General features: G+C 41.9%; 18 protein-coding genes and 1 riboswitch. Of the genes, 1 reads left to right on the forward strand and 17 read right to left on the reverse strand.

The window, feature by feature from the left end; translation table 11 throughout:
• Window positions 1–56: 56 nt before the first annotated feature.
• From sdhB to LC091_RS03490, 3 genes are read right to left on the reverse strand one after another with little or no spacing between them, the layout of a single operon-like run.
• Window positions 57–824 (reverse strand): succinate dehydrogenase iron-sulfur subunit, encoded by a 768-nt coding sequence (gene sdhB / locus LC091_RS03480; RefSeq protein ID WP_226680281.1) that lies wholly within the window; start codon window positions 822–824, stop codon window positions 57–59.
• Window positions 821–2,581, reverse strand: coding sequence for a succinate dehydrogenase flavoprotein subunit (gene sdhA, locus LC091_RS03485; protein WP_226680282.1), 1,761 nt, complete (start codon window positions 2,579–2,581; stop codon window positions 821–823). The genes sdhB and sdhA overlap by 4 nt, the downstream gene beginning before the upstream one ends.
• Window positions 2,582–2,609: 28 nt before the next feature.
• On the reverse strand, window positions 2,610–3,218 hold the full coding sequence (locus LC091_RS03490) for a succinate dehydrogenase cytochrome b558 subunit (RefSeq protein ID WP_060664849.1): 609 nt from the start codon (window positions 3,216–3,218) through the stop codon (window positions 2,610–2,612).
• Window positions 3,219–3,570: 352 nt separating this feature from the next.
• On the opposite strand from LC091_RS03490, the gene LC091_RS03495 reads away from it, so the two are divergent.
• The gene (locus tag LC091_RS03495) at window positions 3,571–4,002 is read left to right on the forward strand and encodes a YslB family protein (RefSeq protein WP_226680283.1); all 432 of its coding nucleotides are present in this window, start codon (window positions 3,571–3,573) and stop codon (window positions 4,000–4,002) included.
• A gap of 321 nt (window positions 4,003–4,323) precedes the next feature.
• Here LC091_RS03495 and LC091_RS03500 read toward each other — a convergent pair whose 3' ends face one another.
• From LC091_RS03500 to LC091_RS03565, 14 genes are all read right to left on the reverse strand, one after another.
• Window positions 4,324–5,565 carry an aspartate kinase gene (locus tag LC091_RS03500; RefSeq protein WP_226680284.1) on the reverse strand — a complete coding sequence of 414 codons (1,242 nt, stop codon included), beginning with the start codon at window positions 5,563–5,565 and terminating at the stop codon, window positions 4,324–4,326.
• A 322-nt stretch (window positions 5,566–5,887) separates the two neighbouring features.
• Window positions 5,888–6,074, reverse strand: a riboswitch (Lysine riboswitch).
• A 70-nt stretch (window positions 6,075–6,144) separates the two neighbouring features.
• The gene (gene uvrC / locus LC091_RS03505) at window positions 6,145–7,917 is read right to left on the reverse strand and encodes an excinuclease ABC subunit UvrC (protein ID WP_226680285.1); all 1,773 of its coding nucleotides are present in this window, start codon (window positions 7,915–7,917) and stop codon (window positions 6,145–6,147) included.
• Between the two features lie 327 nt (window positions 7,918–8,244).
• Window positions 8,245–8,559 carry a thioredoxin gene (gene trxA / locus LC091_RS03510; protein ID WP_010195744.1) on the reverse strand — a complete coding sequence of 105 codons (315 nt, stop codon included), beginning with the start codon at window positions 8,557–8,559 and terminating at the stop codon, window positions 8,245–8,247.
• 399 nt (window positions 8,560–8,958) lie between these two features.
• A complete protein-coding gene (locus LC091_RS03515; RefSeq protein WP_226680286.1) occupies window positions 8,959–9,936 on the reverse strand; it encodes an electron transfer flavoprotein subunit alpha/FixB family protein in 978 nt (325 codons plus the stop codon).
• A 193-nt stretch (window positions 9,937–10,129) separates the two neighbouring features.
• Window positions 10,130–10,903: an electron transfer flavoprotein subunit beta/FixA family protein gene (locus LC091_RS03520; RefSeq protein WP_226680287.1), complete on the reverse strand. Its 774-nt coding sequence runs from the start codon at window positions 10,901–10,903 to the stop codon at window positions 10,130–10,132.
• A gap of 65 nt (window positions 10,904–10,968) precedes the next feature.
• The gene (locus LC091_RS03525) at window positions 10,969–11,742 is read right to left on the reverse strand and encodes an enoyl-CoA hydratase (RefSeq protein WP_226680288.1); all 774 of its coding nucleotides are present in this window, start codon (window positions 11,740–11,742) and stop codon (window positions 10,969–10,971) included.
• Between the two features lie 34 nt (window positions 11,743–11,776).
• Window positions 11,777–12,364: a TetR/AcrR family transcriptional regulator gene (locus LC091_RS03530; protein WP_226680289.1), complete on the reverse strand. Its 588-nt coding sequence runs from the start codon at window positions 12,362–12,364 to the stop codon at window positions 11,777–11,779.
• Window positions 12,365–12,521: 157 nt separating this feature from the next.
• Window positions 12,522–14,210: a long-chain-fatty-acid--CoA ligase gene (locus LC091_RS03535; protein WP_226680290.1), complete on the reverse strand. Its 1,689-nt coding sequence runs from the start codon at window positions 14,208–14,210 to the stop codon at window positions 12,522–12,524.
• Window positions 14,211–14,342: 132 nt separating this feature from the next.
• Complete coding sequence (locus LC091_RS03540) at window positions 14,343–15,521, reverse strand: cation:proton antiporter (protein ID WP_226680291.1); 1,179 nt, start codon at window positions 15,519–15,521, stop codon at window positions 14,343–14,345.
• Window positions 15,521–16,015: a cation:proton antiporter regulatory subunit gene (locus LC091_RS03545; protein ID WP_226680292.1), complete on the reverse strand. Its 495-nt coding sequence runs from the start codon at window positions 16,013–16,015 to the stop codon at window positions 15,521–15,523. Before LC091_RS03545 ends, LC091_RS03540 begins: the two co-directional genes overlap by 1 nt.
• Window positions 16,016–17,059: 1,044 nt before the next feature.
• Window positions 17,060–17,467 carry a DUF350 domain-containing protein gene (locus tag LC091_RS03550; protein WP_226680293.1) on the reverse strand — a complete coding sequence of 136 codons (408 nt, stop codon included), beginning with the start codon at window positions 17,465–17,467 and terminating at the stop codon, window positions 17,060–17,062.
• Window positions 17,468–17,481: 14 nt separating this feature from the next.
• Window positions 17,482–19,839, reverse strand: a complete 2,358-nt coding sequence (locus tag LC091_RS03555) for an endonuclease MutS2 (RefSeq protein WP_226680294.1) — start codon at window positions 19,837–19,839, stop codon at window positions 17,482–17,484.
• A gap of 28 nt (window positions 19,840–19,867) precedes the next feature.
• Window positions 19,868–21,589 carry a DNA polymerase/3'-5' exonuclease PolX gene (polX, locus tag LC091_RS03560; RefSeq protein WP_226680295.1) on the reverse strand — a complete coding sequence of 574 codons (1,722 nt, stop codon included), beginning with the start codon at window positions 21,587–21,589 and terminating at the stop codon, window positions 19,868–19,870.
• 127 nt (window positions 21,590–21,716) lie between these two features.
• Entirely contained in the window at window positions 21,717–22,262 is a 546-nt protein-coding gene (locus tag LC091_RS03565; protein WP_223490521.1) for a CvpA family protein, read from the reverse strand.
• Window positions 22,263–22,267 lie beyond the last annotated feature (5 nt).

A 22,267-nucleotide genomic window follows, 5' to 3' on the forward strand; every position in this document is an offset into this window, starting at 1 on the left:
CATGTAACTTTGTAAAAAAACGCCTCTTTGTGTAAAGAGGCGTTCTGTTGGTTGTTTTAGCCTTGGTCGGAACCAAAGAAGTTTCTGAACATCTGAACCGTCGTGTCGCGGTTAAGCGCTGCGATAGATGTCGTAAGAGGGATACCTTTCGGGCAAGACTGCACACAGTTCTGTGAGTTTCCACAGTTTGCAAGGCCTCCGTCTCCCATGATTGCTTCAAGACGCTCAGACTTGTTCATTTCCCCAGTTGGATGCGCGTTGAATAGACGCACTTGGGAAAGTGGTGCAGGACCGATGAACTCGGACTTGCTGTTAACGTTCGGGCAAGCTTCCAAGCAAACACCACATGTCATACATTTGGAAAGCTCATAAGCCCATTGGCGTTTTTTCTCCGGCATACGTGGACCAGGTCCAAGATCGTATGTGCCATCGATTGGAATCCATGCTTTTACCTTTTTTAAGGAATCGAACATGCGGCTTCTATCTACTTGAAGGTCACGAACAACAGGGAATGTGCTCATTGGTTCAAGAACGATTGGTTGCTCTAATTGGTCTACAAGCGCTGTACAGGATTGACGTGGCTTGCCATTGATGACCATGGAACATGCTCCACATACTTCCTCCAAACAGTTCATATCCCAGTTTACAGGAGTTGTTTCTTTTCCTTCTTTATTGACAGGGTTACGACGAACTTCCATCAGTGCAGAGATTACGTTCATATTCGGGCGGTATGCTAATTCAAAAGTTTCATAGTAAGGGGTTCCCTCGGGACCATCTTGACGCTTCACTTTAAACGTTACAGTTTTAGTTTGTTCAGCCATCATTCTTTACCCCCTTTTTTCTTAGAGTAGTCACGCTTACGCGGCGGAATCAAGCTTACATCTACATCTTCGTAATGGAACTCTGGTGCAGATTTAGGACCTGTGAATTTCGCCATTGTCGTTTTTAGGAACTCCTCGTCATTACGCTCTGGGAAGTCCGGTTTGTAGTGCGCTCCGCGGCTCTCATTACGGTTGTATGCACCGATTGTGATAACTCGTGCTAATTGAAGCATATGTTGTAGCTGACGAGTGAACGCCGCACCTTGGTTGCTCCATTTTGCCGTATCGTGGATGTTGATATTATCATAACGCTCAAGAAGCTCTTGGATTTTTTCGTCCGTTTGCTTCAGCTTGTCGTTGTAACGAACAACTGTTACGTTGTCTGTCATCCACTCGCCAAGCTCTTTATGAAGCACATAAGCATTCTCTGTACCGTTCATTGTCATGATTTTGTTCCACTTTGCTTCTTCTTCTTTTACATAGCGATCGAATAGAGACGTTCCAAGAGAATCTGTGGATTTTTCTAATCCATTCATATATTCTACAGCTTTTGGACCTGCTACCATACCACCATAGATTGCAGATAGTAAGGAGTTCGCTCCAAGACGGTTTGCACCATGCTGTGAATAATCACACTCACCTGCAGCAAATAGTCCAGGGATGTTTGTCATTTGGTCATAATCAACCCAAATTCCGCCCATGGAATAGTGAACAGCAGGGAAGATTTTCATTGGTACTTTACGTGGATCATCACCCATGAATTTTTCATAGATTTCAATGATTCCGCCAAGTTTGACATCCAATTCTTTCGGATCTTTATGAGAAAGATCCAGGTATACCATGTTTTCGCCATTAACACCAAGTTTTTGGTTAACACACACATCAAAGATTTCACGTGTTGCGATGTCACGCGGTACAAGGTTACCGTAAGCTGGGTACTTTTCCTCAAGGAAGTACCAAGGCTTACCGTCTTTATATGTCCAAACACGTCCGCCTTCTCCACGAGCTGACTCACTCATCAGACGAAGTTTGTCATCTCCTGGAATGGCTGTCGGGTGAATTTGGATGAACTCACCATTCGCATAATAAGCACCTTGCTGATACACGATGGATGCAGCTGAACCTGTGTTGATAACAGAGTTAGTTGATTTTCCGAAAATGATACCAGGTCCACCAGTTGCCATGATTACAGCATCTGCCGGGAATGATACGATCTCCATGCTTGTAAGGTTTTGTGCGACAACTCCGCGGCAAACGCCATCGTCATCAATAACAGAACCCAAGAATTCCCAGCCTTCATACTTTGTAACAAGACCGGACACTTCGTGGCGACGTACTTGCTCATCTAATGCGTATAACAGCTGCTGACCTGTTGTTGCTCCAGCAAATGCGGTACGGTGATGCTGTGTTCCACCAAAGCGTCGGAAATCTAGTAATCCCTCAGGCGTACGGTTGAACATAACTCCCATACGGTCCAATAGATGGATGATTCCTGGTGCTGCTTCACACATAGCTTTTACAGGAGGCTGATTCGCTAAGAAATCTCCTCCGTATACGGAATCGTCAAAATGTTCCCAAGGAGAATCCCCTTCTCCTTTTGTGTTTACTGCCCCGTTTATTCCACCCTGGGCACAAACTGAGTGAGAACGTTTAACTGGTACTAATGAAAATAGATCAACTGGTACACCGGCTTCAGCGACTTTGATGGTTGCCATCAATCCCGCAAGTCCACCGCCGACCACGATAACTTTTTTACTCATATGTAACTCACTCCTTAATAGTTGCTGATTAAACGAATGCTAGAATTGCACGTACCCCTACGAAAGATAAAGCAAAGAAAATCCCGATAGTTACGTAGGTTGCAATAAGTTGAGAACGAGGAGTTACTGTAATTCCCCAGCTTACACAGAAAGACCAAAGTCCATTTGCAAAGTGGAAGATTGTTGCAATTACCCCAACAAGGTAGAACCAGAACATAAACGGACTGGACAGGATGTCTGCCATCATGTTGTAGTTAACGTCCGCACCAAGTGCAGCTGCGATTCTCGTTTCCCATACATGCCATACGATAAAAATTAATGTAACGATTCCTGTAAAGCGCTGAAGCATAAACATCCAGTTACGTACAAATCCATACTTGCTTACATTGTTTTTTGCTGTAAAAGCAATATATAAGCCGTAGATAGCGTGGAATAAGATTGGAAGAAAGATTACAAAAATTTCTAGTGCATAACGGAACGGCAAGCTTTCCATAAAATGTGCCGCTTTGTTGAATGATTCTGGCCCTTTTGTCGCAAAGTGGTTGATCACCAAATGCTGAACCAAGAAAAGACCAACAGGAATGACTCCCAGTAACGAGTGGAGCCTACGAAGTAAAAATTCACGTTCAGTTGCCATCACTTAACCCCCTTTTTCAAGTAAGAAAATAGATTAGATGTTTTGTAAGTTCTGCTTTTCACTATCTATTATAGTAAAAAATCATTGAACTCTCCATCTTGTTTTTTAAACTTTCAATAAAATGAAAGCCTTTACAGATTTATCGACAAATATGTGACATATTTATTTTACTCCCCTATATGTGTAGCGTCAAGAAAACGCGACCAAAAATTGCACTTTTAAAAATACTTTTATCATTGGTTAATTATCAGAAAAATATAAAAATATATTAATAGAATAAAATACTCCATACGTTTCATTTATTAACCCGATTGGATGGTATATAATAAACATAGAGAAAGAGGGGAACTAAATGACTGAATCGAACAACCAACAACAAGTGATGGACACACAAATTCAAGTCCCTATCTTCGGGTACGAACTGATCCGCGATATGCTCCTACCTGACCTACTGGGGAAAGATCACACCCAGGTCATCTATTGGGCAGGAAAACAGCTCGCACGCAAGTTTACTATTGATACTCAAGAGGGAATCGGCCAGTTCTTTAAGGAAGCAGGCTGGGGAGAACTTGAATTATTGGAACAGAACAAGCATGAAGTGAAGTATGTTATCCGCGGAGAAATGGTGACACGCCGCCTTGACTTGAATAAAGACGCGACATTCCAACTTGAAGCAGGATTTCTTGCCGAGCAGACTCAACGTCTAAAAGGCAAAACTGCAGAAGCAATTGAAGAACAAAAAAAGAAAAAAGAGATACTGATTACGGTACAATGGGATAAATAATAATGTTGCTGCCTCCAGGGTGGTTGGCCTGAGCTTAGTTTAGTTTCGTTGCTGGGGTTGGGGGATACTGCCTTCCGGGTGGCAATTTGATAGAACATGTCGTTCCTTGTCGAACGGCATGTATTTTTTATTTTCGGACCGTATTTTGGTGAGTTTGGCTCGTATTTGTTTGAGTTTGGCTCGTATTTTCATTTTACGGACAGTATTTTGCTCTGTTTGGCTCGTATTTCTTTTTTACGGACAGGAAATTCCCGTCGCATCATTAAAAAGCACCCTCTCCACATTGAAAAGGGCACTCCACAATGAAAAACTACTATTCTTTTAGCTTAATACTCTCTCCACAGACTCTTCTCCAAGCTTAAATGCCACATGTAGTGCTTCCACTGCACGAACCATCTCCGCAACATCAACGACAGTAGAAACTTTAATTTCTGATGTGCTGACCATTTTGACATGGATGCCTTCCGTTGCCAGGACTTGGAACATTTCCGCTGCGACCCCGGGATTAGAAACCATACCGGATCCAACGATAGAAACCTTCGCTAATCCGCTCTCCTGCTCGATACCCGTGAATCCAAGACGACTTTGATGCTGCTCCAACACTTCGATTGTTTCTTTTACGTCTACAGTTTTAACAGAGAACGAAATATTTGTTGTATCTTTATCCATACTCGTTTGAATGATGATATCCACATTCAAGCTGTGCTGAGCTAATGTAGTGAAGATGGTGGATAAGGTATGTAGTTCATTTGGTAAGCCACATACGGTAATGCGGGTAATTTGGTCTTCGAATGCTATTCCTCTGACAACTAGATTTTTTTCCATGGATACTTCCTCCTCAATAATCGTTCCTTCTTCCTCTTCCATACTGGATCGCACAACAAGCTGTACGCCGTAATTTTTTGCAAATTCAACCGCACGTGGATGAAGTACACCTGCACCTAAGTTTGCCAGTTCCAGCATTTCATCGTACGCAATTGCCGCAAGCTTTCTTGCCCCTTTTACATAACGAGGGTCTGTCGTGAATACTCCCGTCACATCAGTATAAATATCACACTTCTCCGCCTTCAATGCAGCCGCCAATGCAACCGCCGTTGTATCGGAACCACCTCGGCCCAGTGTGGTAATCTCATTGTTAGCAGTAATTCCTTGGAAGCCCGCAACAATGACAATCTTACCGGCATCCAAATAACTTTTTAACAAATCTGTCTCAATATGCGTAATTCTAGCGTTTCCGTGTACAGGTTCTGTTCGAATTCCTGCCTGCCAACCAGTTAGGGATACTGCTTCATGGCCTCTAACTTGCAATGCCATTGCCAATAGAGAGATGGTGATTTGTTCACCTGTTGTCAAAAGCATATCCATGTCGCGCTTGCTTGGGTGTGGGTTAATTGCATTTGCTAAAGTTAGCAGTTCGTCTGTTGTTTTGCCCATTGCCGATACGACGACAACCACTTTGTTGCCGTTTTCCACTTCATTGATGACTCGACTTGCAACGTGCTGAATTCGTTCAACCGAGCCTACTGATGTTCCTCCGAATTTCTGTACAACAATCGTTGACATGTGCACCATTCCCTTTTCATTGATTAGTTCTGTTAAACACCGCTGTTGATTTCCGCCCCGGGCTTCGCTTTCCTAGGGGCTGACGAGAGCCTCCTCGGCAAGCCTGCGGGGTCTCCACCTAGCGCTATCTCCCTCAGGAGTCTCCGCCCTGTGCTCCAATCAACAGCTAAGTTACTAATTTTATTTACAGAATCTGTAGTCTCATCATAATGTTAGATAGTTCTCAGTACGCATTTAGCCATGTAGCTTTTTTGGATATAAAAAAACAGCAATGAGCTAATGTCTCATTGCTGTGATTGGTAAAATAAAGAATCCGTTCACGCGGTGAGATAGCTCTCCAGGCAGCACAAAGACAACCTGACAGTCCTACATTTCTTAAACGCAGAACCAGTAAAAAAAAGAAAAAGAGACTTTTTTTTACTTCGGCGATCCTCCCCTTTCCGTAATCATCTCGGAAGCTCTTTCTTCTCCGATTACATACTTTTGAAGTTCGCACCTCTATCATCACTTCATCAATTTGAAGTGGCACATTATGAAATTAATAGTGATTATATCAGACAATAAGATTCCTTACAACACCTATTCGCGAAGTTTTTTAAAAATTTCTTCAGCTATAGGTTTCGGTATTTTCGCAGCCTGAATTTCTTCTACTGTGGCTTCTTTCATCTTCGCGACAGAACCGAAGTGCTTCATAAGAGCCTTTTTCCTCGTTGCCCCAACCCCTGTGATTTCATCAAGTATTGATTGAAAGACACTCTTACTTCTTATTTGACGATGGAAGGTAATCGCAAATCGGTGGACTTCATCTTGAATTCGTTGCAGAAGATAGAATTCTTGACTCGTTCTCTCAAGCGGAACGATCATGGCATCTTCGCCTGCAAGAAGGTTGCTCGTTCTATGCTTGTCATCTTTGGCAAGGCCGACAATCGGAACAAATAAATCCAGTTCATTTTCAAGCACATCTCTAACAGCACTCATGTGACCTTTTGCACCATCAATCACAATCAGGTCCGGGAGCGGTAAAGATTCTTTTAGCACACGGGTGTATCTTCTTCTGACCACTTCCCTCATCGATTCATAATCATCAGGTCCTTGAACACTTTTTGTTTTATATTTTCGGTATTCTCGTTTCTCGGGTTTGCCGTCGATGAATACAACCATCGCAGAAACAGGATCCGTTCCTTGGATATTCGAGTTATCAAACGCTTCAATACGGTGTGGGGTCATGATGCCCAGTATTTCCCCAAGGTTCTCAACAGCTTTTATCGTTCGGCTTTCATCACGTTCAATCAAGGAGAACTTTTCTACAAGTGCCACTTTTGCATTCTTGTTTGCCAAATCCACCAGCTGTTTCTTTTTCCCCCGTTGCGGCTGAAGCACATTGGTTTGCAATAGTTCTTGTGCAACCGGCAGGTCAATTTCACTAGGTAGCATTACTTCTTTAGGTACAAAATGATTCTGTTTGGAATAGAATTGTCCGAGGAATGTGAGGAAATCCTCTTCCGGTTCGTTGTAAATCGGAAACAGTGACACATCACGCTCAATTAGTTTCCCCTGACGGATGAAAAAGACCTGTACACACATCCATCCCTTGTCAAAGGCAAATCCGAATACATCTCGGTCGACAAAGTCATTCATTTCCATTTTCTGTTTTTCCATTGTTGCTTCTATGTTGATGATTTGATCCCGAAATTCTTGTGCTCGTTCAAATTCCAGGTTTTCAGAGGCCTTCATCATTTTTTCTGTAAGCTCGGTTTTGACTTCTTTATAGCCTCCATTCAAGAACCGGACAATTCCATCAACCATTTGCTTGTTCGTTTCTTCCGAAACATGTTCCACACATGGAGCAAGGCATTGACCCATGTGATAGTAGAGGCAAACCCTGTCTGGCAGCGTCATGCATTTTCTAAGCGGATAGATCCGGTCTAGCAGCTTTTTCGTTTCATTTGCCGCTTGAACATTTGGGTATGGCCCAAAGTATTTCCCTTTATCCTTTTGCACTTTTCGGGTAATCAAAAGACGCGGATGTTTTTCCGCCGTAATTTTAATAAAAGGATAACGTTTGTCATCTTTTAGCATGACATTGTATTTGGGATTGTGTTTTTTAATAAGATTCAGTTCCAGTATCAACGCTTCGATATTGGAGGATGTCACAATATATTCAAAGTCCACAATTTCATTTACGAGTCGGAGCGTTTTTCCGTCATGGCTCCCTGTAAAATAAGAGCGGACACGATTTTTAAGAACTTTCGCCTTTCCGACATAGATAATGGTTCCTTGACGATCCTTCATCAAGTAACATCCCGGTTGGTCAGGCAGTATGGCAAGTTTTTCTTTTAATGATTCGTTCAACGTTTTTTTCCTCCCAACCAAAGATTTTCGTATGTAATCTATTATACCTTGTTTCGTACGTATGTTCCATTTGGAAGTAATAGGGTAGTTGGAGAGGATGTTTGGACGGAGGGTACGGAAACGTTGGGCACTCACGGTTTTATTGATATATCCTGATTTTTCTTGATATATTTAATTTTTTCTCGATATAATTCTAATTTTCTTGATATATGGAGATTTTCCTTGATATATCTGGATTTTTCTCGATATCCCCAGTTCATTCAACTATTTATGCCCCTAAGACACGCAAAAAGCCCGGTCACATGACCGGGCTTTCTCGAAAACGCATTAAGCGTGCTTGTTTAATAGTTCAGCCAAAGCTTCTTTCGGTTGGAAACCTACTGCTTTGTCTACTACTTCACCGTTTTTGATAACAAGTAAAGTCGGGATGCTCATAACGCCGAATTTTCCAGCAGTTTCTTGGTTCTCATCCACATCAACTTTTACGATTTTCACTTTGTCACCCATGTCTTGATCTAATTCTTCAAGAACTGGAGCGATCATTTTACAAGGTCCGCACCATGGCGCCCAGAAATCTGCAAGAACTAGGCCTTCGCCAGTTTCTTGTGTAAAGTTTTGGTCAGTTGCATTTGTAATTGCCATAATAAATTCCTCCTAAGCCTTTTATCTCACAGTTAACAATATATGCTGTTAATGTGTTCTCTGACAGATGGAAAATCTTTCAGAGTTTTACTATAGCTAAAGTATAGCATTTACCACATAGTGTTGCTAATTATTTGCTTCGTTATAGGATTACCCGTTTCCAGCCATTTTATTTCAGGCTAAAATCCCTCTAATCGCCGCTGGTGATTTCCGCAAGCGGCTTCGCTTTCCGCGGGGCGACCATGAGCCTCTTCACAACGCTTCAGGGGTCTCAACATTGTCGCTTCTCCTCCGCAGGAGTCTACGCCATTTGCTCCAATCACCAGCTAGGTTATCCCTAATCCATCACAACAAAACAGCCAAGCACCCAAAAGTGCCTGGCTGATTAATGATTCAATCTTAGTTCGTTACCAATAACTTCTTGAATTCAGCTGTTAACATTGGTACTACTTCAAAAAGGTCACCTACGATACCGTAGTCAGCTACTTTGAAAATGTTTGCTTCTGGGTCTTTGTTGATTGCAACGATTACCTTGGAGTTGGACATACCGGCAAGATGCTGGATAGCACCGGAAATACCGCATGCAATGTAAAGGTCAGGTGTTACTACCTTACCCGTTTGGCCGATTTGTAAGGAGTAATCGCAATAGTCTGCGTCACACGCTCCACGGGAAGCACCAACTGCCGCTCCTAGTACGTCTGCCAATTCTTTTAATGGCTCGAAACCATCTTCAGATTTTACTCCACGGCCACCAGCTACCACTACTTTCGCCTCAGAAAGGTCTACACCTTCCGTTGCTTTGCGGACAACTTCTTTAATGATTGTGCGAAGATCCTTCACATCAACATCAAGGGATGATACGTCACCGGAACGTGACTCATCTTTTTCAAGAGAAGCGATGTTATTCGGACGTACCGTTGCAAAAATAACTCCGTCTGTTACGATTTTCTTTTCAAATGCTTTACCAGAGTAGATAGGTCTTGTGAATACTAGGTTTCCGCCAACTTCTTCTACTTCAGTTGCATCAGAAATTAAGCCAGAGTTTAATTTGGAAGCCAATTTAGGGGATAGGTCTTTTCCTAAAGCTGTATGTCCAAAGATTATTCCTTCTGGGTTTTCGGATTCGATTACCGCCATTAATGCTTGGGAGTAACCATCAGATGTGTACGTTTTCAAGTTTGCGTGTTCAATTGTAACAACACGGTCTGCACCGTAAGCGATCAGTTCTTGCGCAAGTGATCCTACGCCTTCCCCAACTAGTACAGAAACTACTTCTCCACCTTCTGCTACTGTTTTCCCTGCTGCAATTGCTTCAAATGATACATTACGCAATGCGGAATCACGCACTTCTGCTAATGTTAATACTTTTCTTGCCATGTTTGTCTCCTCCTGTCCATGTATCTATCTATAATTAATCTGTTTAAAGACGCTTTTGATTTCCGCAGCTGGCTTCGCTTTCCGCGGGGCAATTGCTGAGCCTCCTCAGGCCTCCTGCAGGGTCCCACCTAAGCGCTACCTCCCGCAGGAGTCTACGCCATCTGCTCCAATCAAACGCTAATTGTTTATCGTATTAGATTACTTTTGCTTCGTTTCTTAGTGCGGAAACTAATTCCTTTACTTGTTCATCTAATTCACCTTGAAGCACACGACCTGCTTCTTTTTTCGGTGGAAGGTAGATTTCCAATGTTTTTGTTTTCGCTTCTACATCGTCCTCATCAAGGTCTAGGTCATCTAGTTCTAGTTCTTCAAGAGGCTTTTTCTTTGCCTTCATGATCCCTGGAAGAGATGGATAGCGTGGATCGTTCAAACCTTGTTGTGCTGTTACAAGCAATGGAAGGGATGTTTCAATAACTTCGGAATCACCTTCAACATCTCGCACGATCGTAGCTTTTCCGCCTTCGATGTCTAGCTTTGTGATGGTTGTAACATAAGGAATATCCAATAATTCCGCTACGCGAGGTCCAACTTGGCCGGAACCGCCGTCGATTGCTACGTTACCGCCGATAATTAAGTCAGCATCTTTATCTTTTAAGAATTCTGCCAAGATTTTCGCCGTAGTAAATTGATCTCCATTTTCTACATCATCTTCTGTGTTGATTAGGACAGCCTTGTCAGCACCCATCGCAAGTGCCGTACGAAGTTCTTTTTCCGCCTCTTCAGAACCAACCGTTACGACTGTTACTTCTCCGCCATGCGTGTCTCTTACTTGAATCGCTTCCTCTACCGCATACTCGTCGTATGGATTGATAATGAATTCTGCACCATCTTCATTTATGCTGCCATTTGAAACCGTCAGTCTTTCCTCCGTATCAAATGTTCTTTTTAATAAAACAAAAATATTCATCACAGTACCTCCTGTTTAAACATTATTTTTATTAGTAATATTCAGATTTTATATTATAAAAAAAATTACTTCCCTTTAAATTCGGGAGCTCTTTTTTCCATAAACGCTGTAATACCTTCCTTACCATCTTCTGATGTGAAGACTTTACCAAATAATTGTGCCTCTCTGTCTACCCCTTGATAAAATTCTTCATGTTTAGCAAAGCGGGACAATTCAATAACAGAAGCAACCGATATCGGTCCCTTTTGTGCAATCTTTTTCGCCATCTTCAAAGCTTCATCCATTAAAACTTCTTCATCGACGGCTTTATTCGCAAGTCCCCACTGAACCGCTTCTTCCCCAGTTAAAGTGTCGCTTGTGAATAACATTTCAAAAGCTTTTGCGGAACCAACCAGTTTAGGCAAACGCTGTGTTCCAGCAAAACCAGGTATTAAGCCCAATTGCAATTCCGGCAAACCAAGTTTGGCTGTTTTAGTGACCAAACGGATATGACAACCCATTGCAAGCTCAAGGCCTCCACCTAAGGCTGCACCGTGGATGGCTGCGATGATCGGTTTTGGGAAGTTCTCCATTCTTTCAAATAGATCTTGACCAAATTTCGCTAGTTCTGCAAATTCTTCTCCAGTTTCCACTGTAGTGAATTCTTTAATATCCGCACCAGCAGAGAAAAATCTACCTTCTCCGTGAAGCAAGACTACTCTAACGTCTTCTTGCTTTTCCAGGTCATCCATCAATAATGAAAGCTCTTTCAAAACTGCGGATGACAAAGCATTCGCCGGGGCTTTGTTAATAGTGATGAGAGCAATTCTATCTTCTACTTTCAATTGCAAGAATTCCATTATTAATCCCTCCTTATGTAGAACACAGAGCTACTTAAGGGGTAGCTCCAAACCCTTTGATTAATAGTTCATGTACTCTTGGTGCGATGGATGTCAAGTCGTACTTTTGGTCATTCATGACCCAAGTGGTGATAGTTTCATCAATCGTCCCGAAGACCATTTGTCTTGCAAGGCGGACATCTAAGTCGGAACGAAGCTCACCGTTCTTTGTACCAGCAACCAAGATCTCATCCACAACATGTAAATACCCTTTTAGCACTTCGTTAATCTTCAATCGAAGCTCTAAATTGGATTGTCTTAATTCAAGTTGCGTTACGATGGCAAGGTGGTGGTCTGCAGCAAGCAGCGAGAAGTGCTTTTCTATCAACGTTAATAATTTCTCTGTTGATGTCGATTTTCCTGCAATTTCTTGACGAATCTTTTCGATAAAGAATCCCATTTTTTCTTGAAAAAGAGAAATGAGGATGTCTTCTTTATTTTTGAAGTATAGATAGATGGTCCCGTCTGCTACTCCGGCTTGTTTGGCGATCTTGGAAACCTGTGCCTGATGATAGCCGTTTTCTGCTATGACGATGACCGCTGCATCTATTATTTGTTTATATTTAGGTTTTTGTTGTTTCAACCTTTTCGCTCCTTTTTAAAAATGAATGAATAATCATTCATATTTTCATGATACTGTACCATGAATGAACTGTCAATCATTATCTTATCATAATTTTTATGCTCGTTACTATACAAAAAAGAGAGAGAGGCTACTTTCATCTCCCTCTCCAAATTATCTATTTCGCTATTTTTTGTTTTTCTTCTTCTACCAATGCTCTTCTAAGGATTTTTCCTACAGCGGTTTTTGGCAGTTCATCTCTGAACTCATAGTATCTTGGCACCTTGTAGGCAGCAAGATGTTTACGCGTATATTGGTCCAACTCTTCTTCTGTCAGCTTGGATCCGGCCTTTTTCACGATATAGGCTTTAACGGTTTCACCGCGGTAAGCATCAGGAATTCCTGCTACCACTACTTCCTGAATTTCTTCATGTTCATATAGTACTTCCTCAATTTCTCGAGGGTAGATATTGAAACCTCCGGCAATAATCATATCTTTCTTACGGTCCACCACATAGAAATAACCACGCTCATCCATATAACCTAAATCCCCGGTTAGGAGCCAGCCATCTTTTAAGATAGCTTCGGTCTCTTCTTTTCTATTCCAATAGCCCTTCATGATCTGTGGACCTCTTACAGCTATTTCGCCAATTTCACCTGTTGGAGCCAGTTCTCCATTTTCCATGGAAAGAATGACAGACTCTGTATTTGGCCAAGGTATCCCAATGCTTCCTGATACCCTTTCATTCCATAGGAAATTGGCGTGGGTAACCGGTGATGCTTCAGAAAGCCCATAACCTTCCACCAGTTTTCCTCCCGTTACACGTTCAAACTGTTCTTGCACCTCAACAGGCAATGCTGCGGATCCACTGATACATGAATCAATGGAAGATAAATCATACTTCTTAATATCAGGGTGATTCAATAGAGCAATATAAATAGTCGGTGCTCCAGGGAAAAGTGTCGGCTTTTCTTTCTGAATGGTTTTCAATGTTGTTTCTGGGTCGAACTTAGGTAATAGTACCATTTCATATGCCTGCATGATGGAAAGGTTCATGACGGCCGTCATCCCATATACATGGAAGAACGGAAGAATTCCAATTACCTTTTCCTGAGCCTTTTGGCAACGGTACATCCATTTCACACTCATAATTGAATTGGAGACAAGATTCATATGTGTTAACATAACACCCTTAGGAAATCCTGTTGTGCCTCCAGTATATTGTAGCAATGCAAGGTCTTCGTTAGGGTTGATAGGTACATCTATCGTTTGAGCTTCCGATTGTTTAATGATCTCGGTAAACAAGTGGTTTTGGCCACTGTGCTCCACCTTCACCACTATTCCGTACTGCTTTTTTTGCACAAAAGGATAAAGCATATTTTTCGGGAACGGCAGATAGTCTTTTATTCCCGTTACAATGACATGCTTTAATTTTGTGAGCGCTTTCACTTTTGATACTCTGGGATACAGAATATCCAATGTGATGATTATTTCGGAGCCGGAATCATTGACCTGGTATTCGAGTTCGCGTTCCATGTATAGGGGATTTGTCTGTACGACAATTCCTCCGGCCAACAGAACACCATAATAACTGATAACCGCTTGCGGGCAGTTAGGCAGCATGATGGCCACTCGATCCCCTTTCTCCAGGCCGAGTCCTTTTAAGTAGTTTGCCAGTTTTAAAGATTGATCATACACTTCTTCAAATGTTAACTTTTTGCCGAGGAAGCTAATTGCCGTTTTTGCGGGATATTCTTCCGCCGCTTGTTTTAAATAAGACTGCAGTGTTCGTTCTTCGAAGTTGATCTCATGAGGTATTTCTTCTGGATAAAGTGATAGCCACGGCTTATTCACTACTTGCTCCATTCCATTCCCTCCTCTTTATCGGCCTGTACTACTACAAAAGGCCCATATCTGTTTGTTATAGTATATCAGCAAATCCACAAAAATTATAACATTTTTTTGATTTTTGCAAAAAATGATGAAAGATGACACTACTTATCCAGGAACTTTCAGCTTTATATTCTTTTTTATTCTTTTCTTTTCATAGAAAAGATTCGTCAATTTTGGCGCAAAAATAAATATCAAAATCCCAAGTATTGCTGAGGCCAAGATAAACACACTACTAAAAACCTTGGTCGCTCCAGTGGCTATAGATGCAATGACAACGGAAAATTCTCCTCTTGGGGTTAAAGAGAATCCAGCTCTCAAAGCTACTCTTTTTGTCAGCCCATACCATCTTCCACCAAGCATCCCGACGAAAACCTTCCCAAGTAAAGCCCATCCAATCAATGTTAGCAATAAACCTACATACTGCACTCCTTCTCCAAGATCGATCGTCGTTCCGAAATGCATAAAGAATATAGGCAAAAGCAAATCTCTCACTGGTAAAGTAACCTGCTCAATGTCTTCTGAGCGCTTCGTTTCAGCAAGCATGATACCAGCCAAGAATGCTCCCAAAACCTCTGATAATCCTAGTAACAATGCAAGGCCTGCATAACAAAGTGCTATCCCGACTGTTAACATAATAAAGATATCGCTTCCGACCAATCGCTCAAAGAATTTCTCCAAGCGAGTGAAACCGAAGCGACCAATGACCATTGCACCAACTGTCAGTAACAAAATTTTACCCAAAAGTATCATAAAATCTGACCATGTTATTCCACTGTCCGAAGCTAATCCAATTAGGACTGCAACAATGACTGGCGCCACAATATCTTCAAAGATGAGAATCGCCAGGATATATTCCGATTCTGCATTTGCCAAGCGTTTCGTACTTTCCAATAGTTTGGCTGAAATCGAAGAGCTTGTCGCATAAAGGACCCCGCCTATTAAAAAGGAAGTAAGTAAATCTAGTCCAAAGAATAGACAAATGACAGTAGATATTCCAAAGTTTAAGGCTACATCCAATAGACCTGGTTTCCATATCTTGATTGCCATATTCTTTAATTTTTTCAGGGGGAATTCCAAACCTAGTAAAAAAAATAATAGAACAAGTCCAATTTCACTTGCAGTATGCAATAATTCGTTTTGTGAGATAAATGTTCCGATGCCAAGTCCTAAAAATATATAAAGTATGACGCCGGGAATTTTCACTTTGCCCCCGACATACCCCATAACAAATAGAACAAGTAGTATGACTCCTATGCTTAAAAGTATTGGAGTACCGTCATGCATCAGTTAGCAGTCCCTCCCCCGCAAAGCTTGGTAAGTTTTTCAATTTGCGCTTGTTTGCCGCACACCATAAGCACATCCTCTTCGTGGAGCTTCACATCGACATCCGGTACGGCGATGTTATCTTCTCCCTTCACAATACCTATAATGGATGCCCCTGTTTTGGTTCTTATTTTCGATTCTCCGATGGATTTCCCAATTAAAGAGGAACCTTTTTTCACTTCAATCCATTCAATGATGATTTGTTTCTTGAATATTTTCATCTTATCCATATCTACAGGTTGATAAATGGCACCAAGCAGTTGCGCGCCAAGTTCCCGTGTTTCGTCTGAGGTTAATGAAATCGAGAAGTCTGCTTCATCTTGATCGGGATCTTCAAAAAAATACATCTCCCTTTTACCTGAATGGTGAACAACCAAAACCACCATATTTCCTTCAGCCGTCACAAATGATAGCTTCTTCCCAATCCCCGGTAGTTCCGTAGTCTTAAATTGCATCTCAAGAACCCCCTCCTATAAAACCTATATTCTGCAAACCAACCTAATCTCCCTGCTCCAAAATTTTTAATGGGGGAAGAAAAACTGCGCAGTCCTTTTTAGTGAAAAACATTAGTTAGTGGTTAATCGCCGCTGTTCCTTTCCACAAACGACTTCGCTTTCCGCAGGACGATGCTTGAGCCTACTCACAACGCTTCAGGGGTCTCAACCTACCATTACTCCCCCGCTGGAGTCTACGTCTTTTGCTCCAATCCACAGCTGAAAATCGCGTGAACGATACGATAATGCTTATTCTGTTAAATTGGTTAGATGCCTTTTCATATAACTTTGTGTGTCATTTTCTTGCAATGAAGACAAAGTCAAAAGAAAATTTTACATCTGATTGTCTTCATTCTACATATGATAACAATCTCAACACAAAATCCCCTACAAGATTGTCTTCATCACATCTATGAAGACAATCTTAACGGAAATTGGATCGCCAAATTGTCTTCATTAACCCCATCTTTGATAAATGAAAGTACCTTAGTTGATTGGAGTGGAAGGCGCGCAGACGCCCGCTGGAGGAAGGGACAGGTGAGACCCCGGAAGGCGAAACCGAAGCCACTGAAAAACTAAAAACTCATGTACTTAAATGATTTCTAGCTGGTGATTGGAGAAAAAGGCGGAGACTCCTGAGGGAGATAGCGCTAGGTGGAGACCCCACAGGCGTAGCCGAGGAGGCTCCAGCAGCGCCCCTAGGAAAGCAACAGCGGTGTCTAAATTACATCTAAATTTATAGACTTTTTCAGTGGCTTCCAACGAAATAAGGAGGCTCACGGACCGCCCGCAGGCAAGCGAAGCGCCTGGAACGGAAATCAACAGTATTTTATACCCTATTATTTTTTGAAAAAAAAAGGAAGAAGCAGCAATGTGAAACTTGCTTCTTCTTCCTCACTGTTATTAACTCTTTATGCTACAAAAAGATAAATAATACCAATTAAAACAAACACAATACAACAACCAATTAATACCTTTGCTAAAGTCTCCAAAATTCCCTACTCCTTATCCAATACTTGCCCCGATAATAAAAGACAACCCTACAGAAATCACAAAGGAAATAAACCCAACAGCCCAATTCCCTTTTTCAATTTCCTTATCAATGTTAAAGCTTGGTGTCAAAAACTCAAAAATAAAGTAAGCAAACAACAACAAGACAAACCCAGCCGCTCCCCAGCCAATCATCGTCAACAACGAATCATGATCGCTGATCGAGTACCGGAAAATGTTAGCGATTCCGAGTATTTTACCGCCTGTTGCCATCGCTACTGCAAAATTTCCTTTTTTAATTTCTTCCATGTTTTTATATTTCGTCACTAGTTCAAAAATTGCCAGAAACAAAACAAGACATAGTACTACCACACTAAAGTTAGCGGCCGTTCTGACTATATCATTTTCCCAAAAAGCAGACATATCAGGCTCCCCTCTTATTTCAGTTCGACGACGGTAACACCTGTGCCACCTTCAGACGCCTCACCAAATCGATAATTTTTGACGGAACGATGGTTCTTCAGGTAATTCTGCACCCCGACACGCAATGCTCCCGTTCCTTTACCATGAATGATAGAAACGCGGTGATAGCCTGCAAGTGTTGCATCATCCAAATATTTTTCTACTCTCATCAATGCATTTTCAAAACGTTCACCTCGCAGGTCAAGTTCTATGCTTACATGATAGTCTTTCCCTTTGATGGTTGCGAGTGGCTTTGTTTCCACAGGTTTTGGCCTGCTCACATATTGAATATCCTTCGTTTTTACTTTCATTTTCATGATGCCGATTTGAACTTGCCATTCTTTGTCTCCCGTTTTTTGGACGAGATGGCCTTTTTGATTAAGACTCATAACCTTCACTTCGTCACCAGGCTCAAGTGTTTGGTTGCTAACTTCCTGCTTTTTCGTGGTAGCAGATTTTTTAACGGTAGGAACAGCGCCTTCGAGACGTTTCTTCGCGTCAATCAATTCGTGCTCTTTTACATTCGCATGCTGTTCGATACGCATCTTACGCAATTCGCGAATGACCTTTTCTGCTTCTTCCTTGGCATCTTCGACCATCTTCTCCGCTTTTGCGGCTGCTTTTTCGTACAGTTTGTCACGCTGCTCATTAAGTTCCTGCATTTGTTGTTCTAACTCTTCATGCAGCTGTTGTGACGTTTTTCTTAGTTCTTCTGCTTCTTTCCATTCCTCTTCCGCTCTTTTTTGAGAAGCTTCGAGTGAAGCAATCATGTTCTCGACTTTGTTGCTGTCCTCGCTAACAAACTCTTTGGCACGATCAATAACTTCCATGCTTAAGCCTAGTCGTTTAGATATTTCAAATGCGTTACTTCTACCTGGAACCCCAATAAGTAATCGATAGGTTGGACTTAATGTGTCCACATCAAATTCCACACTAGCATTTACCACACCTTCCCTGTTATAGCCATAAGCCTTTAGCTCAGGGTAGTGGGTGGTCGCAATTACACAGGCACCGCGTTGATAGACTTCATCCAAGATGGAAATAGCAAGTGCTGCCCCTTCTTGAGGATCTGTTCCTGCTCCTAGTTCATCAAAAAGAACCAGACTTTCATGATCGACCTTTTTAAGAATATCCACAATATTAACCATGTGGGAAGAAAATGTACTTAAACTTTGTTCGATAGACTGCTCATCACCGATGTCTGCATAAACTGCGTTGAACACTCCCACTTCTGATCCGTCTTGAGCGGGTACATGCAACCCGGATTGCGCCATAATTGTTAACAAACCAAGTGTTTTCAACGTTACGGTCTTACCACCAGTATTCGGACCGGTTATCACGATAGAGGTATAATCTTTTCCAAGTTCAATGGTGTTCGGAACCACCTCATCCTCATTGATCAGAGGATGTCTCGCCTGGACAAGCCTGATATATTTGTCATTATTGATTTCAGGCTTTGTTCCGCGAATATGCTTACCATACTTAGCCTTAGCAAACATAAAGTCTATTTCAGCCAAAATATGAACATTTTCAAGAAGGTCCCGGGCAACTTCTGCCACTTCTGCTGAAAGCTCGGCAAGTATTCGATCTATTTCAAGCTTCTCTTTTACCTTTGCTTCTTGAAGGATATTGTTAAGGTCTACTACCTGCTGCGGTTCGATGAACAATGTCGCACCAGAAGAGGATTGATCATGAACGATTCCGCCATAGGAACCGCGGTATTCTTGTTTTACAGGTATCACATATCGCTCATTACGAATGGTGATGATGGCATCAGATAGCATTTTTTGTGCGTTGGAAGAGCGAATCATGCTCTCAAGTTTCTCACGCACCCTGGATTCTGTGGATCTTAATTGCTGACGTATGCCTCGCAGTTTATCACTTGCCCCATCCAGTACTTCTCCGTATTCATCTATACAATTTTTAATATTGCGTTCTAGTTCAGGATAGATAATTAACTGTTCCATGTACTCTTTTAAAATAGGAATGGATATATCTTCATCTAATATAGATTCCACAAAACGATCCAGCTTTCGTGCCGCATAGATGGTTCCCGCAATATCCAATAGTTCATGGGTGTTCAATGTCCCGCCTATCTCCGCGCGTTTCACATGTCCACGGATATCGGTAATCCCTCCAAGCGGAACTTCCCCTTTTAATCTGAGAACCGTTGCTGCCTCGTCTGTTTGCAGCTGTCTCTTGACCACCTCTTCATAATTGGTGGCAGGTGTCAGCTGTGCCACTTTTTCTTTTCCTAATGAGGAGGCCGAAAAAGTTGCCAATTTATCTTTTACTTTATTAAATTCTAATACCTTTAAAACCCTCGGTTGCACGGTACCATAACTCCCTTCTGTCTTTACATTACGTATGGTGTCGTGTTAAAAATTTCTTTAACTCGTCTAGTGTCCATGTATTGATTACATTGTCCTTTTTAATCCAGCCTTTTCTTGCTGCTGCCACTCCAACTTCCATATGATCGAGCATGTCTATGCTATGGGCATCTGTATTAATGACAAGCTTCACTCCCGCATCCTGTGCAAGTCGGACATAATGGCTTGCAAGGTCCAAACGGTTCGGGTTGGCATTGAGCTCAAGCGCCGTATCTGTTTCTTTTGCCAACTGAATCAACATTTCCACGTCCACATCATACCCTTCCCTGCGTCCAATCAGGCGTCCTGTAGGGTGTGCGATAATGTCCACATGATTATTTTCCAACGCTTTTCTTAAGCGGTCCATGATTACTTCTCTTTTTTGGGAAAAGCTTGAATGAATCGATGCGATGACAATATCCATCTCTTCCATTAGCTCGTCATCATAATCAAGAGAGCCGTCAGGGAGGATGTCCATTTCCACACCGGATAATATCGTAATATCTTCATATTTTTCATTAAGTTTCTTAATTTCTTCTTTTTGCTGCCTAAGACGTTCTGGCGTTAATCCGTTTGCTACTTTCAGATATTGAGAATGATCGGTTATCGCCATATATTTATACCCTTTTGCCCGGTTTGCTTCTATCATCTCTTCGATTGTGTAGGCACCATCACTGTAAGTGGAGTGCATATGAAGATCTCCCCTTATGTCATCTAGTGACACTAATGGTATCTCGCCATGCTCCAAAGCATAATCCACTTCTGTACCATCTTCTCTTATCTCGGGCGGAATGAATGGCAGATTAAAATGACGGAAAAATGCTTCTTCCGTTTCAAAATGCTTCATTTCTCCCGTTTCTATATTTTCCACACCGTACTCACTAATTTTCTCTCCGCGGTCTTTCGCAAGCTGACGCATACGGACATTATGGTCCTTTGAGCCTGTAAAATGATGAAGGGTTGTCGGAAAGCTCTGTGGCTCCACCATCCGGAAATCAACCGAAACATCATAATCATATTTTAAAATAATGGATACTTTCGTATCACCATTGGCAATAATCTCAGTAACTCTGTCCATCCCCACAAGCTGTTCCCGAACTTTTCCAGGTTCAGTGGTGGAAATGATAAAATCAAGATCCTTGATAGTTTCCCTGTATCTCCGCAAGCTTCCTGCACGCGAGTACTCTTCTATTCCATCAACCTTTGCAAGAAATTCTTCTATCTGCTCTGCAATTGGCGTCATGAAAGAAATAGGCAAACGGTCAGGACGTTTTCCCACTTCTTCGATTGCAGCAAGGATTTTCTCTTCAGTCTTTTTTCCAAAGCCGGCAAGCGCCTGCACTTTTTCTGCTTCACAAGCTTCTTTCAAGCTTGTCATATCTACTACGTTTAGCTCTTGATAAAGTTTCGCTATTTTTTTGCCGCCAAGTCCAGGCAACTTCAAAAGAGGAATCAATCCTTCTGGAACTTCTTGTTGAAGCTCCTCTAAAACGGATGATTTCCCGGTTTCCAAGATTTCCTGGATAACAGCTGCCGTTCCTTTTCCAATGCCGCTTAATTTTGTAAAATCCTCTATTTGACTTAAGCTTCTTTCATCATTTTCAAGGGCCAGCGCCGCTTTTCGGAACGCCGAAACTTTAAAGCCGTTCTCACCCTTCAATTCCATATATGTCGCAATCGTTTCAAGCCATTTCACGATTTGTTTTTTATTCACGTTTCCTCACCTGACCTTATGTAGACTTATCTTATTAAATCATACAAATAAATGAGGCAAATGTACAATCGAACAAACTCCATCCATAAAAAAACAGGCCCAAGGAAGGCCTGTTTTATCGTTTGTACTATTGCTTGCTTGCCATATACCCAGACCATAACTCTTGTAGCTTTTCTGAGAATATCGGGGTATTTTCCACAATACCCTTCGCCATGGAAGAATCACTGATTGATGACTGCACCATCTCTAAAGGAACCAATGCTCCTATGTATAAGAAAATAAAGACAATCAAATAAACTTCCACAAATCCTAATACCGCACCAGCCCAGCTGTTCACCTGCTTTAAAATCGGCAAGTGGGAAAGGAAATCTAGCATCGAGCCAATAATTTGTGCCGCAATCCTTGTTCCGAAGAAAAGGATCGCAAAAGCAACAGCTCTGTAGTAAGCTGTATCCAAACTGATTGTCTCAAAGAACATGGAAAACTCTGCGTTTCCAAAACTCGGCATCGGCACCCAAAGTTTTAATTTAGGCGCTAAATCAGCATAAAACATATACGCAACCACAAAAGCTGCAATAAAACCGGAAAGATGCACAATCTGCATAATGAATCCTCTGCGGATCCCCACAATCAGTCCCATAATAAATAGAAAGATAATAATTAAGTCTAACATCGTAC

Origin of the sequence: Sutcliffiella horikoshii (assembly GCF_020524325.1) — a bacterium.
Taxonomy (GTDB): Bacteria; Bacillota; Bacilli; order Bacillales; family Bacillaceae_I; genus Sutcliffiella_A; species Sutcliffiella_A horikoshii_D.